At 71.0% G+C, this 17,098-nt stretch carries 15 protein-coding genes; 9 read left to right on the top strand and 6 right to left on the bottom strand.

Annotated elements, in window-relative coordinates:
* Window positions 1–112: 112 nt before the first annotated feature.
* From IO39_RS10230 to hisC, 6 genes are all read left to right on the top strand, one after another.
* Window positions 113–1,360, top strand: coding sequence for a nucleotide sugar dehydrogenase (locus IO39_RS10230; RefSeq protein WP_281200068.1), 1,248 nt, complete (start codon window positions 113–115; stop codon window positions 1,358–1,360).
* Window positions 1,361–1,379: 19 nt separating this feature from the next.
* A complete protein-coding gene (locus IO39_RS10225) occupies window positions 1,380–2,468 on the top strand; it encodes a glycosyltransferase (protein WP_043619633.1) in 1,089 nt (362 codons plus the stop codon).
* A 39-nt stretch (window positions 2,469–2,507) separates the two neighbouring features.
* Window positions 2,508–4,304: a DUF4434 domain-containing protein gene (locus tag IO39_RS10220; protein ID WP_043619631.1), complete on the top strand. Its 1,797-nt coding sequence runs from the start codon at window positions 2,508–2,510 to the stop codon at window positions 4,302–4,304.
* Window positions 4,305–4,471: 167 nt separating this feature from the next.
* Window positions 4,472–5,137, top strand: a complete 666-nt coding sequence (locus tag IO39_RS10215; protein WP_043619629.1) for an NUDIX hydrolase — start codon at window positions 4,472–4,474, stop codon at window positions 5,135–5,137.
* 148 nt (window positions 5,138–5,285) lie between these two features.
* Window positions 5,286–5,750: an Rv1352/Rv1906c domain-containing protein gene (locus IO39_RS50440; RefSeq protein WP_157548138.1), complete on the top strand. Its 465-nt coding sequence runs from the start codon at window positions 5,286–5,288 to the stop codon at window positions 5,748–5,750.
* Between the two features lie 52 nt (window positions 5,751–5,802).
* On the top strand, window positions 5,803–6,861 hold the full coding sequence (gene hisC / locus IO39_RS10205; protein ID WP_211266967.1) for a histidinol-phosphate transaminase: 1,059 nt from the start codon (window positions 5,803–5,805) through the stop codon (window positions 6,859–6,861).
* Window positions 6,862–6,870: 9 nt separating this feature from the next.
* On the opposite strand, the gene IO39_RS10200 is transcribed toward hisC, so the two are convergent.
* A complete protein-coding gene (locus IO39_RS10200; RefSeq protein ID WP_043619627.1) occupies window positions 6,871–7,785 on the bottom strand; it encodes an SDR family oxidoreductase in 915 nt (304 codons plus the stop codon).
* A gap of 89 nt (window positions 7,786–7,874) precedes the next feature.
* Here IO39_RS10200 and IO39_RS10195 point away from each other — a divergent pair, with 89 nt between their 5' ends.
* Entirely contained in the window at window positions 7,875–8,456 is a 582-nt protein-coding gene (locus IO39_RS10195; RefSeq protein ID WP_043619625.1) for a TetR/AcrR family transcriptional regulator, read from the top strand.
* A 133-nt stretch (window positions 8,457–8,589) separates the two neighbouring features.
* Here IO39_RS10195 and IO39_RS10190 read toward each other — a convergent pair whose 3' ends face one another.
* Window positions 8,590–9,537, bottom strand: coding sequence for an EamA family transporter (locus IO39_RS10190; protein ID WP_052422690.1), 948 nt, complete (start codon window positions 9,535–9,537; stop codon window positions 8,590–8,592).
* A gap of 162 nt (window positions 9,538–9,699) precedes the next feature.
* Here IO39_RS10190 and IO39_RS10185 point away from each other — a divergent pair, with 162 nt between their 5' ends.
* Window positions 9,700–10,158, top strand: coding sequence for a rhodanese-like domain-containing protein (locus IO39_RS10185; RefSeq protein WP_043619623.1), 459 nt, complete (start codon window positions 9,700–9,702; stop codon window positions 10,156–10,158).
* 575 nt (window positions 10,159–10,733) lie between these two features.
* Here IO39_RS10185 and IO39_RS10180 read toward each other — a convergent pair.
* The 4 genes from IO39_RS10180 to purD form a co-directional block, all read right to left on the bottom strand.
* A complete protein-coding gene (locus IO39_RS10180) occupies window positions 10,734–12,023 on the bottom strand; it encodes a GTP cyclohydrolase IIa (RefSeq protein WP_043619620.1) in 1,290 nt (429 codons plus the stop codon).
* Between the two features lie 202 nt (window positions 12,024–12,225).
* Window positions 12,226–13,491 carry a UDP-N-acetylglucosamine 1-carboxyvinyltransferase gene (murA, locus tag IO39_RS10175; protein WP_043619618.1) on the bottom strand — a complete coding sequence of 422 codons (1,266 nt, stop codon included), beginning with the start codon at window positions 13,489–13,491 and terminating at the stop codon, window positions 12,226–12,228.
* A gap of 79 nt (window positions 13,492–13,570) precedes the next feature.
* Complete coding sequence (locus IO39_RS10170) at window positions 13,571–14,407, bottom strand: phosphoribosylaminoimidazolesuccinocarboxamide synthase (protein ID WP_043619616.1); 837 nt, start codon at window positions 14,405–14,407, stop codon at window positions 13,571–13,573.
* Window positions 14,404–15,618 (bottom strand): phosphoribosylamine--glycine ligase, encoded by a 1,215-nt coding sequence (gene purD, locus IO39_RS10165; RefSeq protein ID WP_043619614.1) that lies wholly within the window; start codon window positions 15,616–15,618, stop codon window positions 14,404–14,406. The genes IO39_RS10170 and purD overlap by 4 nt, the downstream gene beginning before the upstream one ends.
* A 398-nt stretch (window positions 15,619–16,016) precedes the next feature.
* Here purD and corA point away from each other — a divergent pair, with 398 nt between their 5' ends.
* Complete coding sequence (corA, locus tag IO39_RS10160; RefSeq protein WP_245641893.1) at window positions 16,017–17,093, top strand: magnesium/cobalt transporter CorA; 1,077 nt, start codon at window positions 16,017–16,019, stop codon at window positions 17,091–17,093.
* Window positions 17,094–17,098 lie beyond the last annotated feature (5 nt).

Below are 17,098 nucleotides of genomic sequence, written 5' to 3'. Positions count from 1 at the left end.
CTTGTGATGGGTTCGGGCGCATTAGGCGTGAGCTAGGTGGACTTGAGATAACCTTTGCGACCATGAAGTGTTGTTTCCGGCTTCCCAAGGCACAGCTGTGACAGAAATCGACTTGACTGTCATCGGGCTGGGCTACGTCGGCATGCCTCTCGCCAAGGAGGCTGTGGGCGCCGGCCTGCGGGTCGTCGGCCTGGACGTGGACCCCGCCAAGGTCGACGCGCTCAACGCCGGGCAGTCCTACATCGATGACCTGACCGACGCCGACCTCGAGCACATGCTGGCCAGCGGGTTCAGCGCCACCCTCGACGAGAGCGTGCTGGCCAGGAGCAACACGATCGTCATCTGCGTGCCCACCCCGCTGGACGACGACCACCGGCCGGACCTGTCCGCGGTGGAGGGCGCCACCAAGACCGTCGCGCGCAACCTGCGCAAGGGCACGCTCGTCGTGCTGGAGTCCACCACGTGGCCCGGCACCACCGACGAGCTGGCCCGGCCGCTGCTGGAGAGCTCGGGACTGATCGCGGGCGAGGACTTCCACCTCGCCTTCTCGCCCGAGCGCATCGACCCGGGCAACCCCAAGTTCGGCCTGCGCAACACGCCCAAGGTCGTCGGCGGCTTCACGCCGACCTGCCGCGACCGCGCGACCGCGTTCTACGGTCAGTTCATCGAGCAGGTGGTGCCGGTCAGCGGCACCCGCGAGGCCGAGATGGCCAAGCTGCTGGAGAACACCTACCGGCACGTCAACATCGCCCTCGTCAACGAGATGGCGATCTTCTGCGACGAGCTCGGGATCGACCTGTGGGAGGCCATCGAGGCGGCCGGCACCAAGCCGTTCGGCTTCCACAAGTTCCTGCCCGGGCCGGGCGTGGGCGGGCACTGCATCCCCGTCGACCCGTCCTACCTGTCGTACACCGTGCGCAAGCTCGGCTACCCGTTCCGGTTCGTGGAGCTGGCGCAGGAGATCAACGAGCGGATGCCGTCTTATGTGGTGGCCCGCGTACAGCGACTGCTGAACAGGCATAAGAAGCCCGTGAACGGCGCGAGAGTCGTTATGCTCGGCGTCACCTACAAACCGGATATCGCCGACGACCGGGAGACTCCGGCCCTGCCGGTGGCGCGTGCGCTGCTGGAGCTGGGCGCCGACCTCTCGTTCGCGGACCCGTACGTCAAGGAGTGGTCGGTAGACGGCACCCCGGTGCCGCGTGAGGATGATCTGGCCGAGGCCGTGATCAACGCGGACGTGACGCTGCTCCTGCAGCAGCACGCCGCGTTCGACCTCGACATGGTCGAGTCGAAGGCCAGGCTCGTGCTGGACACCCGCGGCGTCCTCGCCGAGGGTGAACGCGTCGAGCGGCTGTAGCGACGGAGGGCTGCGCGCAGTGCACGTGCTCGTCATGACGGTGGTGCATAACCCCGAGGACGCGAGAATTCTGCATCGGCAGATCCGTGCCCTTGTGGATGCCGGTCATGAGGTCACGTACGCCGCCTCCTTCACCGGATTCGGGGTCGTGCCGCGACCCTGGGTGACCGGCGTCGATCTGCCCAGGGCCGCGCAGCGCAAACGCATGGCCGCGGTCTGGGCGGCGCGGCGGCTGTTCAAGCGGATGCGTGACAAGGTCGACATCGTGCTGGTGCACGATCCCGAGCTGCTGTTCGCCGTCTGGGGCATCCGCAACAGGCCGCCCGTGGTGTGGGACGTCCACGAGGACACCCCCGCCACGCTCTCGCTCAAGCCGTGGCTGCCGTCGGCGCTGCGGCCCCCCGTGCGCTTCCTGGCCCGCGTCATGGAGGGCACGGCCGAGCGGCACCTGCACCTGATGCTGGCCGAGACCGCGTACGCCGGCCGGTTCAAGCACGCCCACCCCATCGTGCCCAACGAGACCTGGGTGCCCGACAGCGTGACGCCTCCCGGCGACGACCGGGTGGTCTATCTCGGGTGGCTCTCCCGGGCCCGGGGCGTGGCCGAGGCGGTCGAGGTGGCCAAGCTGCTGCAGCCGTACCGGGTGGCGGTGGAGCTGATCGGTTACGCCGATCCGCAGAGCCGCCCCATGCTCAACCAGGCCGTCACCGAGGGGCTGCTGGAGTGGCGCGACTTCATGCCCAACGACGAGGCGCTCAAGCGGCTCGACGGCGCGCTGGCCGGGCTGTCGCTGCTGCACGACGAGCCCAACTACCGGCACTCGATGCCGACCAAGATCATGGAGTACATGGCGCACGGCATCCCCGTCATCACGACCCCGTCGCCGCGGGCGGTGGAGCTGGTCGAGCGCTATGACAGCGGCGTCGTGGTGCCCTGGGAGGACCCCAAGGCCGTCGCGCAGGCCGTGCTGACGTTGCGCGACGACGTACGCGAACGCCGGGCGCAGGGCGCGCGCGGCTACGCGGCGGCCCGCGCCAACCACCACTGGCCCAACTCGGCCAAGAGGTTCGTCGCCCAGCTGGAGTCGTGGGCCGGGGTCAAGCCGTAATTATCCCGTATTTATCCGAGGGCGGGTAGGTTCCTGAACGTGCGCTGGCTCTTCCTGGTCGCGGGCGCAGCCATCCTGGCCGTGATCGCGGCCGTGGTGGTCGTCCTGCGGCCGTCCTCCGACGAGACGGCCCGCACGGCGGCGCCGTCCGCGACGCCGACGCCGTCGAGCACCGCGCCGACGCCCAAGGTGAGCGAGTTCACCGACCCCTGTGGAACGTTCGATACCGGCGAGAAGGCCCCCTACGCCGTCACCGGCTACTGGATCATGCCCAAGTCGAACCCCTGCACCTGGCGCAGCCAGCTCCAGGAGATCCACCGCGTCGGCGGCGACACCGTCATCCGGATCGGGTACGGCCTGCAGTTCCGCACGATCGACGACGAGGGCCGCGTGCTGGGCAAGGACGGCACCCTCGACCCGCTCTACAAGTCCTGCCGCGAAGACGGCCTGACCTGCCACGACGCCGCCGAGCGGGACCTGCGGGAGGCCAACCCGGGCAACCGCGTCGGCCGCATGTACGTCTACCGCACCGACGAGACGTTCGGCCCCGACCTGTTCCGCTGCCCCGAGATGGAGCACTCCGTCCAGGTCGGCGACCGGATCTACTACCGCCTGATCACCCAGGCCGACGGCTCCGACGACGCGACGTGCGACTTCAGCAGCAGGGCGCGCTCCTACGACATGATCCTGGTGGCCGGCTCCGTCAAGGACAGCCTCACCAAGCTGCTCGACCTGGGCGACCAGTTCGGCATGCGCGTCTTCCCCGCGCTCCCGCTCGCGCCGCGCGACTCGAAGAACCCGATCAGGGCCGAGACGCGCCACCTCGGCACGCTCACCACGCTGACCCGCCGCATCCTCCAGGACTACGGCGTGCGCTTCGCCGGGCGCGACTCGCTGGGCGGCGTCTACCAGCCGTTCGAGGTGCAGATGTCGGCCACGCTGGCCACCAACCCGACCCTGGAGGTCTACGCCGACCAGCACCGGATCGTCGACCAGGAGCTCAAGAAGCCGATCCTGATCAGCCCCTATCTCGACGCGCGCCGGCGGGTGGCCTTCGGGCAGACCCCCAAGCAGGTGGCCGAGGGGTTCAAGGCCCTGGTGAAGACCGGGGTCGGGATCATCGCGCCGCAGGACAGCCGGGGCACGGGCAAGGTCGGGCTGTTCTGGCCCGACGAGCGCGGCGACGAGGTGGACGAGCGGCTGCGGCCGGTGGTGGGCGAGTCGACGTACGAGACGGCCTACCACGGCTCCACGCGCGACTACTACCGCGAGATGGCCGCGGCCCGCGAGGAGCTGATCGACCAGGGCTATCACGTGGAGCTGTGGGCCAACGTGGAGGCGTTCGAGCCGTCGGGCGACCGGCCGTGCGCCGCGCAGGGCACCCGCGGCAAGACCGACAAGGAACGCCTGGACCAGGCGGTCACCATGGCCGGACGCTACGTGCAGAAGATCGTCTCCTACATGTGGAGCGACTTCATGACCTGCGGGGAGCCGTCGCTGGAGACGGAGATCATGCGCGACTGGCAGCGGCCCATCGCGGTGGACGCGATCAGGCGGCCGCGCGAGGCGCAGGACGGGGTCGAGGTGCGCGGCTACAACCTCGCCTCCGGCACGGTCACCGTGACCTGGTCGGGAGGGACCAGGGAGATGGCGATCTCGGCGGTCGGCCGGCTGGACGAGGACCCGATCGAGGAGGAGCTGCCGGAGGGCATGGCGACGGCGTGGGTGCCGTTCGACTGGGCGCAGGTGCCCGGCGGCGAGTGGGTCAGGATCAGCGTCAAGCTGCCCTCGGGCCAGGCCACGTCCGAGCCCCTGCACGTCCGCATCGCGGCCTGACGCTCCCTGCCCCGGCCTGACGTTCCCTGCCCCGGCCTGACGTTCCCTGCCCCGGCCCGCCGGGCGGGCTTTGGCGTGTTCCCGGGCCGCGGGTCGCCGGGCCGCCGGTCGTGGGCTGCCGCGCGAGTGGTTCGCCGGGGTCTGGTCGTGCGTGTAACGTGCCGTGCATGGTCCCGAGCATCCCGGTCAGTGTCGACCTGGTCGTGCTCACCGTACGCAACCAGGCGTTGTGCGCGCTCGTGTGGCGCCGCGACAACCCGCCGTTCCTGCGCCGCTGGTCGTTGCCCGGCGGCTTCATCCAGCTCGACGAGGACCTGCCCGCCGCGGCCCACCGCCTGCTGTCCGAGCGGGCCGGCCTGCCGGGCGCGCCGGTGCACCTGGAGCAGCTCCAGACCTACGGCTACCCCGACCGCGACCCGCGCCAGCGCGTGCTGAGCGTCGCCTACCTCGGTCTCGCCCCCGACCTGCCGGCCTCGGAGAAGGCCCACATGAGCTGGCAGCCGATCGACTCCCTGACCGTCATGGCCTTCGACCACCGGCGCATCATGCTCGACGGCATCGAGCGGGCGCGGGCCAAGCTGGAGTACACCCCGCTGGGCGCGGCCTTCTGCCCGCCCGAGTTCACGGTGGCCGACCTGCGGCGGGTCTACGAGATCGTCTGGGGCCGGCCGCTCGACCCGCGCAACTTCCACCGGAAGGTGACGAAGGCCGAGGGCTTCCTGCTGGAGACGGGCGGCACGACCACGCGCGACGGCGGCCGCCCCGCCAAGCTCTACCGCCGCGGCCCCGCCGAGCTGCTCCACCCGCCGATGCTGCGCAGCCTCAAGGAATAGCCGCGTTCCGTCGGGGCGGAGGTCCTTTCCCCGCCCCTGCCCCGCCTCCGGCTGGCGACAGCCCCGCCCCCAGCCCCCGCCCCCAGCCCTTGCCTCCGGCCGGCGGCAGTCCTTTTCCCGGCCCCGCCCGGATGGGATGGTTGATCGCATGACCCGAGACGTTGGTCCGTTAGCCGTCCTGGCGTTCGTGGTTCTGGTCGTCGCCGCGGGCGTCGTTGCCCTGCTCTCCCTGTTCGGCGGCGAGCCGTCCGGCGACGGATCCGCCGGCGCCGCGCCCGTGGCGTCCGCGCAGCCGGGCAGGGCGGGCGTGCCGCCCAGTGACCTGCCCAACGTGTTCAAGACGATGCCCTGGACCGAGAGGGTCGATCCTGACCTGCCGCGCATGCTGGTGGTGGGCGTGGACATCGAGCCCGGCACGTACACCACCCGGGGCCAGCTCCCCATGACCAACTACCGCGGTGACTGCACCTGGGCGCGGCTGAGCGGACTCACGGGCACGTCCCGTGAGGTGATCGCCTCGGGCGCGACCCGGGGCCCGCTCACCGTCACCATCCTGCCGTCCGACAAGGCGTTCGTGACCGGCGGATGCCAGGAGTGGGTGGGCCCCTCCTGAGCCCGGGAACCGGATGATGCTTCACCCTGCCACGCCTTTATAAGGTGAGGACATGCCTCGTTTCCGCCAGATCCTGGACACCATGACCGCTTACAAGCCGGGCAAGGCGGTCACCTCCGCCGACGGGCGGTCGTACAAACTGTCCTCCAACGAGTCCCCCTACGGCCCGCTGCCCTCCGTGGTCGAGGCCATCGCCGAGGCCGCCAAGGAGATCAACCGCTACCCCGACCCCGGCGCGGTCAAGCTGACCGAGGCCATCGCGCGCCGCTTCGACGTGCCCGCCGAGCACATCGCGCTCGGGGCCGGCTCCGTCACGGTGGCGCAGCAGCTCTTCGAGACGGTGGGGGAGCCCGGGGTCGAGGTCGTCTACGCGTGGCGGTCGTTCGAGGCCTACCCCCTGCTCGCCGACCTGGCCGGGGTGACGTCCGTCCAGGTGCCGCTGGCCGGCGAGGACCACGACCTCGACGCCATGGCCGACGCGATCACCGACCGGACCCGCATGGTGTTCGTGTGCAACCCGAACAACCCGACGGGCACCGCCGTCCGGCGGGCCGAGCTGGAGGCGTTCCTCGACCGGGTGCCCGAGGACGTGCTGGTGGTGCTGGACGAGGCCTACCGCGAGTACGTGCGCGACGAGGACGTCCCCGACGGCCTGACCCTCTACCGCGACCGGCCCAACGTCTGCGTGCTGCGCACGTTCTCCAAGGCGTACGGGCTGGCGGGGCTGCGCGTCGGCTACCTGGTCGGGCACGAGCCGGTGGCGACCGCCGTGCGCAAGACCATCGTCCCGTTCGCCGTCAACCACCTCGCCCAGGTGGCGGCCATCGCCTCGCTGGAGGCCGAGGAGGAGCTGCTCGAACGGGTCGAGCGGGTGGTCAAGGAGCGCACCCGGGTCCGCGAGGCGCTCATCGCGGACGGCTGGAAGGTGCCGCCCACCGAGGCGAACTTCGTCTGGCTGCGGCTCGGTGAGCGCACCCTCGACTTCCCCGTCCCCTGCGCGGAGGAGGGCGTGGCGGTGCGGCCGTTCGCGGGCGAGGGCGTGCGCGTCTCGATCGGCACGCCCGAGGAGAACGACGCCTTCCTGACCGCCGCCCGGAACTTCCGCCGCTGAGCAGGGCCCTCAGCTTTCGCTGAAGTAGTGGTCGAGGCCGAGGTCGGCGATGAGGTCCGGGTGGGCCGGCCGCCAGCCCAGGAGCGCGCGGGTGTGTGCGCTGGTGGCCGGGTTGTCGGCCCCGACGACGGGGGCCAGGAAGCCGAAGTGGGCCGCGGCCTCGTCGTCCGGGATCACGGCGGCGGGGACTCCCAGGCGCCGGCCGATCGTCTCGGCGATCAGCCGGAACGGGACGCCTTCGTCGGCCACCGCGTGCAGCCGTGACCCGGCCGGCGCCTGCTCCAGGGCCAGGCGGTAGAGCCGGGCGGCGTCCAGGGTGTGGACGGCGGGCCAGCGGTTGGTTCCGTCGCCGAGATATCCGGACACGCCGGTGGTCCGGGCGGTGGCGACGAGCGTCGGGATGAAGCCGCCGCGGTCCAGCGCGCTGTGCGTGGTCAGGGGGAGCCGGACGACTGAGGACCTGATGCCGCGCGCGGCGAGGCCGACGGCCAGGTTCTCGCACGCGGCCCTGGCCTGCAGCCCGGGGCCGGGGGGCAGCGTGTCGTCCTCGGTGCCGGCGCGTCCGGCGACCGCGGCCATGACCGTGCCCGACGTGCCGACGAAGGGCTTGCCGGTGCCGGCCAGCGCCTCGCCGAACGCCTCCAGCGCCGCCAGGTCGGCCTCGATGGCGGCGGCGTAGTCGCCGGCGTACATGACGTCGTGCTTGAACGCGAGGTGGATGACCCCGTCGGCGTCGGAGGCGGCCGCGCGCAGGCCGTCCAGGTCGTCGAGGTCGCCGCGCCTGGCCTCGGCGCCCAGCGCCTTGAGCGTGGTGGCCGCCGCCTCGGAGCGGGCCAGGCCGACCACCTCGTGGCCGGCGGAGAGCAGGTCGGGGACGACGGCCGAGCCGATGTGGCCGCTTCCACCAGTGACGAGAACACGCATGAGTGAGCCTCCTGGCCCGCAAGTGATGGGACTTGGTCTCATCACCGTAGCACTGATGGGACCAAGTCTCATCACGTAGACTTCCGGCCATGGCACGATGGGAGCCGAACGCGCGGGAGCGTCTGGAGCGCGCGGCGCTCGACTTGTTCGTCGAGCGGGGCTACGAGAGCACCACCGCGGCGGAGATCGCCGAGCGCGCCGGGCTGGCGAAGAGCACGTTCTTCCGGCACTTCGCCGACAAGCGCGAGGTGCTGTTCGGCAGCCAGGACAGGCTCAACGGCGTCTTCGCCGAGGCGATCACCGGCGCTCCCGGCACGGCCGCGCCGATCGAGGCGCTGGGGGCGGCGCTGGAAGCCGTGGCGACGTTCTTCGGCCGCGAGCGCCACGCGTGGGCGCACCGGCGCCGGGCGGTCGTCGAGAGCTCGGCCGACCTGCGGGAGCGTGAGCTGCTCAAGCTCGCCGCCCTGACCGCGGCCATGGCCGGGGCGCTGCGCGGGCGCGGCGTGCCCGACCCCGCCGCGAGCCTGGCGGCCGAGCTGGGTTGCCTGGCCTTCCGCAACGCCTACGCCCGCTGGGCCGAGCCGGCCAACGAGCGGGAGTTCGCCGACCTCGCCCGCCAGGAGCTCGCCGACCTGGCCGCCGCGACCGCCACCCTCACCACCGGCGCCTGACCGAGCGACCGGCCCGGCCCCGCCGTCCCGCGAGCGGCGCCGGCCCGGCCGTCACCCGGGCGGCGTCCGGTCGGATGCCGGCGCGGTCCTGCCGTCGCGCGAGCGGTGCCGGTCGATGTCCGGTCCGGGGTGTTCAGCGTGCGGCGCGGGCCGCTTCGGGGACGGGCGCGGGGCGGGATCTGCCGCGCCGTTCGGTGGAGACCACCAGGGCGACGCCGACGATGATCACCAGCCCGCCGAGCAGGATCTGCGAGGTCACGTGCTCGTCCACCACGAGCACGCCGAGGAGCACGGCGACGACCGGGTTGACGTAGGCGTACGTCGAGACGAGCGAGATCGGCGCGTTGCCGAGCAGCCACGTGTACGCGGTGAACCCGACCAGCGACCCCACCAGCACCAGGTAGGCCACCGCCGCCCACGACCGCCCCGACACGGCGGTCACGTCGAGCCGCTCGCCGAGCGAGAGCCCGACCACGGCCAGCCCCATGCCGCCGGCCAGCATCTCGATCGCGCTGGCCGTCCACACGTTGGGCGGCATCGGGATCCGCGCCGACAGGAACGAGCCGATCGACCACGACAGCGACGCCAGCAGGATCACCACGATGCCGGTCGTGCCGCCGGACTCGCCGCCGCCGTTCAGCGACAGGGCCGCCACCCCGCAGAACCCGACCAGCACCCCCGCCAGCGTCAGCACCGCCGGCCGGTCCCTGACCAGGAACCTGAAGACGACCAGCCACAGCGGCACCGAGGCCACGAGCAGCGCGGCCAGGCCGCTGGAGATGTACTGCTGCGCCACGGCGACCATGCCGTTGCCGCCGGTGAGCAGGAGCAGCCCGACCAGCGCGGCGCCGCCGAACTGGCGCGGCGACATCCGGAACGCCGCCCGGCCCTTCCTGAGCAGCAGGAAGCCGGCCAGCAGCAGGCCGGCGGTGACGAACCTGAGCGCGCCGTGGAGCAGCGGCGGCATCGTCTCGATGGCGATCTTGATGCCGAGGTACGTCGAGCCCCACACCACATAGACGATCGCCAGGGCTCCCCAGACCAGGAGTGTGGGGCGATTGTCAGTAGCGTTGGTGCTCATGGCTCATGAACATACAGGGCACCTCCGACAAAAGCCTGCGAGTATCAGACTTCGGACTGTGGCGGGATATTAGCGATAGGCGACATTTCCGCCACTGGTGGGTCCACCTGCGCGTTCGCCAGACTTCTGCTGTCCCGATCAGCCTCCGAGAGGAACCCGCAGATGTCCGCCGTCGCCTCCGTGGCCCCCGCCGACCCCGCCGCCGCCGTCGCGCACTTCGCCGCCCGCCTGGCCTTCGAGACCGACGTCTCCGACGTGGCCGCCGACCTGGCCGCCGCGCTCCCCGGCCTCATCGTGATCGACTCGCGCAGCAGGGAGAGCTGGGACCAGGGGCACATCCAGGGCGCCGTGCACCTGCCCACCCGCGAGATCGCGGCCAGGGCCGCCGCCGAGGTGCCGCGTGACGCCGTGGTCGTCACCTACTGCTGGGGTCCGGGCTGCAACGGCGCCACCCGCGCCGCGCTGGAGTTCGCCCGGCTGGGCTACCGGGTCAAGGAGATGATCGGCGGCTTCGAGTACTGGGCCAGGGAGGGCTTCCCGGTGGAGACGGCCGCGGGCCTCACCCGCCGCCCGGTGGACGAGCTGACGGCCCCGGTGTCCGGCATCTCGTGCGCCTGCTGACCCCCGCCGCCGACCGGCCGGACTGACGGCCTGACGAACTGACGGCCTGACGGACCGACGGACCGACGGATTGACGGGCTCGGGCGCTGCGGGCTCAGGCCGCTGACGGGCTCGAGGGCCGACGGGCCGGGCGGGCTGACGCCGCCGGTGTCCGGCCTTGCGAGCGGTGGCCGACCCGGGACGCCGCCCCCGCCGTCACAGGCGCTCCCAGCACCCCCACAGCCTCGCGCAGCCGCCTTCCAGCGGACACAACCAGGGATGAACCAGCCCGAAACGCGCCCAATCCCTACCACGCCGGTGGCCGGCTGCGGGAGAACGCCGGGAAAGAGGGGAAACGTGCACCTCGAACGGGAGACCTCGGCGGAGAGCCGCACCCCGGAGAATTTGGTGCCCCCGTCCGAATCCCGTCGATCGGGGGCGTCGGAGAACATACCCCTATCTACACGGGCCAACCAATTAGTTCACAAGAGTCGGTCCTCAAGTTCCCGAAGCCGACGCCTGCCGTCCATCTTCGGGGCATGGCGCAGGGCGGGCCCGCCGGGTTCACACCCGGCGGGCCCGCCCCTCGCGCCTGCTCAGCGCGGTCCGAGCTTCTCCACGATCAGCCGGTAGAGCTGTCGTGGCCGGCCCGGCTGAGGCGTACGGTTCGGCGGAAGCGGCCACGCGAGTCCCTCGTCAACCAACGTGCGCAGCAATCGCCGGGCCGTACGAGGTGTGACCCCCAGCATCTTGCCCGCGCCCTCGGCGTCGACGACCGTGTCGCCACCTTCGAGCTTGGCCGCCAGCCGGGCCAGCACCTCCACCCCCTTGGGTTTGAGTGCCGTCGCCCCGGTCGGCGGCATCCGCGGGGCCGGGATGAGCGCCCGCCCCTCGCGGTCCACCGCGAACCCCTGTGCCTGCTTGCCCGCCTGCGTGCGGGCCAGCGCGGCCCTGGCGTGCGACTCGGCGTCGTGCGTCGTGCGCCCCATCCCCACACCGACCTCGACCGCCAGCCCCAGCTCGTCCCTGATCCGGGCCGCGAAGGGCAACACCCTGAACCCGTCTGTCGCCGCCGCGATCGAGCCCCTGGTGGCGGTCACCAGGTAGCTGTGATCGTCGATGGGCCAGACGGTGGCGTTGATCCGGTTCGCCTCCTGGACCAGGAGCCGGTGCAGCGACAGCCGCAGCTCGTCGCGCCAGTAGCGGGGCGCGGCGCGGCGCACGGGCTCGCGCAGCGTCGGCACCTCCACCAGCACGACCGTGAGCTGTGACTCCTCCAGCCGGTGGTGCGCGCCGAGCAGCGCCGCGGTGTGCAGCGCCGTGCGGACCGCCGCGGAGGTCGGCCTGATCCTGATGACCGGCACGCCCGCGGCGTGCAGGCGCTCGGCCACCGCGGGCAGGCACGTCAGCGCGCCCGTGGTGGCGCCCTGACGGGCCAGGCGTTCGTGGTAGGCCGCGATCGTGCCGGTGGCGCCCGGCTCGTCGCGGCTGTGCACGTCCGCGGCGGGGATGCCGAGGTCGGTGTACGCCTCCTCGACATCGGCCCTGCTGACCACGTCGATGCTGACCCGCTGGGGGTCCATCCGGGTGTCCAGCGCGGCCTTGGCCAGCGCCGCCACCAGTGCTGCTCCGCCGAGTTGCACGTACGTCGCGGGCATCGTCAGCACGCCCGAACGCCTGGCCAGGTCATAAGGGACCGGGCTGGCGAACAGGCATGCGTCGACACCGGGACCGAGCCGCGTCACCTTGTCGGGTGCCTCCTGCTCGTCGCGGTACGCGGCCGCGACAAGGCGACACGGCAGCGGCGCCGCGGCGTGACCCATCAGCATGACTCGCTCGACCAGGTCGTGGGGTCCGACCACGCCGATGGTGAGGTCCGGTGTCATAGCGCCCGGGCGTGACACTCGGGGAGTTTCTTCGGCCCTCTCGACCAATGTTCGTCCCATCCTGCCGTCCGTTTGCAGTGCTCTCTTTTGGAACGATCGCTCGCGGGGGCCGTAATGTCACGCCCGACTTTTCCGGAAAGCCGTTCTGGTTGACCGCCCGACAAGAGGTTCTGGCAGCTCAGTGCGCTTTTTCTAGCGTTTTTTAGTGCTCGGAAATCTCTCGTGTAATGTCCGCGCCGAGCGCGCGCATTCGCGCGGCGAGATGCGCGTGACCGCGATCGATCAGGTATCCCGAGTCGATCAGAGTCTCTCCATCGGCCGCCAGCCCGGCGAGTACGAGCGCGATCCCGGAACGCAGGTCGTGGGCCGTCACCCGGGTGCCGGTGAGCGGCGTGCGCCCGCGGACGACCGCCCGGCTGCCGTCGACCTCCACGTTGGCGCCCATCTTGTTCAGCTCGCCGGCCAGCGCGAAGCGGCCGTCGAAGATGCGCTCGTGAATGTAGCTGGTGCCCTCGGCCAGCGCCGCGACGGTCATCATCGGCGACTGCAGGTCGGTGGCGAAGCCGGGGTAGGTGTCGGTGATGATGTTGATCGGGCGCAGCGGGCCGTCGCAACGGACGTGCAGGACGGCCCCCTGCCGGTGGAACTCGACCCCCATCTGCTCCAGCTTGTAGCGCACGACCCCCAGGTCGAGGCCGGTGCCCACGAGGCTGACCTCGCCTCCGGTGAGCGCCGCGGCCATCGCGAAGACGCCGGCGTCGAGCCGGTCGGGCATCACGGTGTGCTCGACCGCGTGCAGCTCCTCGACGCCCTGCACCGTGATGAAGCCGGTGCCGCCGCCGCTGATGCGCGCGCCCATCTTGGTCAGCATGTCGATGACGTCGAGCACCTCCGGCTCCAGCGCCGCGTTCTCGATCACGGTGGTGCCCCTGGCCAGGGCGGCGGCCATGATGAGGTTCTCGGTGCCGGTGTGGGAGGGGGTGTCGAGGTAGAGGGTGGCCCCGGTCAGGCCGGCCGCCTTGACGTGGATGACGGTCTCGCCCTCGTCCACGATCGCGCCCAGCCGCTTGTAGCCGAGGTAGTGGAAGTCGAGGTTGCGGCTGCCGAGGTTGCAGCCGCCCACCCCCTCGACGACGGCCTCGCCGAGGCGGTGCAGCAGCGCGGGGGTGAACAGCACCGAGCCGCGGAACCGCCTGGCGATCTCGGCGGGCAGCACCGGGCTGTTCACCCTGGAGGCGTCGATGACCAGCGTGCGCTCGGACTCGTGCAGCTCGACGTACGCACCGATCGCCTCGGCCAGCTCGACCGCCCGGCGGACGTCTTCGATGATCGGCACGTTGCGCAGGACGGTGCGGCCCTTCGGGGCGAGCAGGGCCGCACCGATCATGGGGAGCACGGCGTTCTTCGCGCCCTGGATGAACGCGGTTCCACGCAGTGCGTTGCCACCGCGCACGCGGTAACGGACCATTCGTGCGGCTCCTTGAATTCAACGGGTGAGGGCTTGATCGGGCCAACAGTAGTCGCTCACACCACATGGCCCTGCCGAATCATCCGCTAAACGAAGACCCCGTGACGCGCTCATACGCTTCTAGGTATCGCTGCCTGGTTCGCTCGACGACGTGGTCGGGAAGCCGAGGTGGGGGGTTTCCGGAGGATTTGTCCCATCCGGATTCGGGCGATAGTAGCCAATCGCGTACAAATTGCTTGTCAAAAGAAGGCTGCGAACGGCCGGGCCGCCATTCGTCGGCCGGCCAGAATCGTGACGAGTCGGGCGTCAGCACCTCGTCGCCGAGCGTCAGCACGCCCTCGGAGTCCCAGCCCAGCTCGATCTTGGTGTCGGCCAGCACGATGCCCCGCTCCCCGGCGATCTCCGCGCCGCGCGCGTAGACGGCCAGCGTGATGCGCCGCAGCTCCTCGGCCACCTCCGCGCCGACCTCGGCCACCACCCGTTCGTACGGGATCGGCTCGTCGTGCTGCCCCTGGGGCGCCTTGGTGGACGGCGTGAAGATCGGCTCGGGCAGCCGCGAGCCGTCCTCCAGCCCCGCCGGCAGCGGCACCCCGGAGACCGCCCCGCCCGCGCGGTATTCGCCGAGCCCGCCGCCCGCGAGATAGCCGCGGGCCACGCACTCGACCGGCACCATCTTCAGCGGCCGGCACAACACGCTGCGCGCGTCGTCGCCCGGGGCCACCACGTGGTTGGGCACGACGTCCTTGAGCTGGTCGAACCACCACAGCGACATCTGCGTGAGTATCGCGCCCTTGTCGGGGATCTCGGGCTCGAGGATGAAGTCGAAGGCGGACATGCGGTCGGAGGCGACCATCAGCAGCAGGCCGTCGTCGGTCTCGTAGAGATCGCGGACCTTGCCGGAGTGCACGTGCTTCATCGGGCGATGTCCGTCCTGTGGTGGGAGCCGCGCATGCGGATGCGGCCGACGAGGTCGTAGGCCGCGGCCCGCGCGCTCTCCTGGTCGGGGCCGTGGCCGACCACGCTGAGCACCCGCCCGCCGCTGGAGACGATGTCCGTGCCCTGCCGCGCCGTGCCGGCGTGCAGGACGTACGCGTTCCCGGTCGGCTCCAGCCCCGTGATGACGTCGCCCTTGACCGGCGCCTCCGGGTAGTTCTCCGAGGCGATCACCACGGTCACCGCGGAGCCGCCCTTGAACACCGGGTCCAGCCCCAGCTCGCCGGTGGCGCACGCCATCAGCAGCCCGCCCAGCGGCGTCTCCAGCCGGTCGAGGATCACCTGCGTCTCGGGGTCGCCGAAGCGCGCGTTGAACTCGACGACCTTGGGCCCCTTCGAGGTCAGGGCCAGCCCTACGTAGAGCACCCCCTGGTACGGCAGCCCGCGCCGGGCCAGCTCCCCGATCGTGGGGTGCACGACCTCCCGCATGACCTGGTCGGTCAGCCCGTCGGGCGCCCACGGCAGCGGCGTGTAGGCGCCCATGCCGCCGGTGTTGGGGCCCTGGTCGCCGTCGTGGGCGCGCTTGAAGTCCTGCGCGAGCTGCAGCGGCACGGCCGTGCTGCCGTCGCACAGCGCGAACAGCGACACCTCGGGCCCGTCGAGGAACTCCTCGATGACCACCCGCTCGCAGGCCAGCGCGTGCGCCAGCGCCCGCTCCCGGTCCTCGGTGACGACGACGCCCTTGCCGGCCGCCAGCCCGTCGTCCTTGACCACATAGGGGGCGCCGAACTCGTCGAGCGCCGCCGCGGCCTCGGCCTCGGTGGTGCAGGTCCGCGAGCGCGCCGTGGGCACGTCGGCGGCCTTCATGATCTCCTTGGCGAACGCCTTGGAGCCCTCGATCATGGCCGCGTCCTTCGACGGGCCGAAGCAGGCGAAGCCCGCCTCGCGCACCGCGTCGCCCACCCCCGCGACGAGCGGCGCCTCGGGGCCGACCACCACGAGGTCGACCCGCAGCCGCCGGGCCAGCTCGGCCACCTGCCCGGGGTCGAGGGGATCGACGGGATGAACGGTCGCGACCTGCTCGATGCCAGGGTTGCCTGGCGCACAGTGAAGCTCGCTGACCTGGGGATCGAGGCTGAGTGACCGGCACAGGGCGTGCTCACGCCCTCCGGAACCAATGACTAGAACGCGCACGCGCCCATTGTCGCAGGCCCACCGCCTGTCGCATGCCCAGGTCGCCTGGACATCACCTGCCGGAACAGGCGGCAAACTTTGTGCGGTTCTACCTGAGCGGAGAGCGTCCCGACGAGTATCGTCAGATAGGTTCACCCGCCTGTGGTAAGTTAGGGCGGCTTTGCGGCGTCTCTTGCGATTGGAGGTGGTCCGGGATGAATCCTGGTGATCCCAGCAGTACGTGCTCGCTCACGTACGACCCGAATACCCCCGACCACTCCAATCCGGCAGCCTGATCGTGCCTCCACGCCATTTGTGTTGATTGAGGTGACTTCATCGCGCGTGGAGCGTGCCTGGTCGGGCGGAAAGGGACTGCCATGCGCTCGTCCACCCTTTTCCGTCGCATCAACCGTCACTCCGTGCATTCGCACGCCCCGCACCCGCTGGCCAAGCAGGCGGTGCGCGAGGTCTGTGTGCCTCCCGTCGACTCCATAGTCGAGTTCGGCGCCTACGTCCAGGGCAGGAAGGTGCCGGCCACGACGATCACGGACGCCCTGGGGCTCGTCCGCGAGCACAACAAGAACAAGAACGCCGACGGCGCCAACGCCTTCGTCTGGGTGGGCCTGCACGAGCCGGCGGCCCCCGAGGTGGAGTGGCTCTCCGAGGTCTTCGGCCTGCACCCGCTGGCCGTCGAAGACGCGGTCAAGGCCCACCAGCGGCCCAAGGTCGAGCGTTACGGCGAGTCGCTGTTCATGGTGCTCAAGACCATCGCCTACCTCGACCACGACGAGCTGACCGCCAACAGCGAGATCATCGCCACCGGCGAGATCATGGTCTTCCTCGGCGTGGACTTCGTGGTGACGGTGCGGCACGGCGAGCACTGCCCGCTCACGGTGGTCCGCGAGCGGCTTGAGGACAAGCCCAAGCTGATGAACCGCGGGCCCGCGGGCGTCCTGCACGCCATCTCCGACCACGTGGTCGACCAGTACCTCCAGGTGGCCGACCTCATGCAGCTGGAGCTGGAAGAGGTGGAGGCGACGGTCTTCGCCGACGTCAGCTCCCGCGACATCAACCGGATCTACCAGCTCAAGCGCGAGATGCTGGAGATGAAGCGGGCCGTCACGCCGCTGCAGTCGCCCCTGGCCGCGCTGCCCCAGCGCCGGGTGATCCCCTCGGAGATGCGCGAGTACTTCCGCGACGTCGGCGACCACCTGTCACGCGTGTGCGAGCAGGTGGAGTCCTCCAACGAGCTGTGCAGCTCGATCCTCCAGGCCGCGCTGGCCCGCTCGAACGCCCTGGCCAACGAGGACATGCGCAAGATCTCCTCCTGGGTGGCCATCCTGGCGGTGCCCACCATGATCGCCGGCATCTACGGCATGAACTTCGACTTCATGCCGGAGACCAAGCAGGTCTGGGGCTATCCGGCGGTGCTGGCCGTGATGGTCACGGCCTGTGTCCTGCTGCACCGCGGCTTCCGCCGCAACGGCTGGCTCTGACCTGA

The sequence above is a fragment of the Nonomuraea candida genome (assembly GCF_000725485.1).
Classification (GTDB): Bacteria; Actinomycetota; Actinomycetes; order Streptosporangiales; family Streptosporangiaceae; genus Nonomuraea; species Nonomuraea candida.
This window is presented reverse-complemented; position numbering and strand designations above follow the sequence as displayed.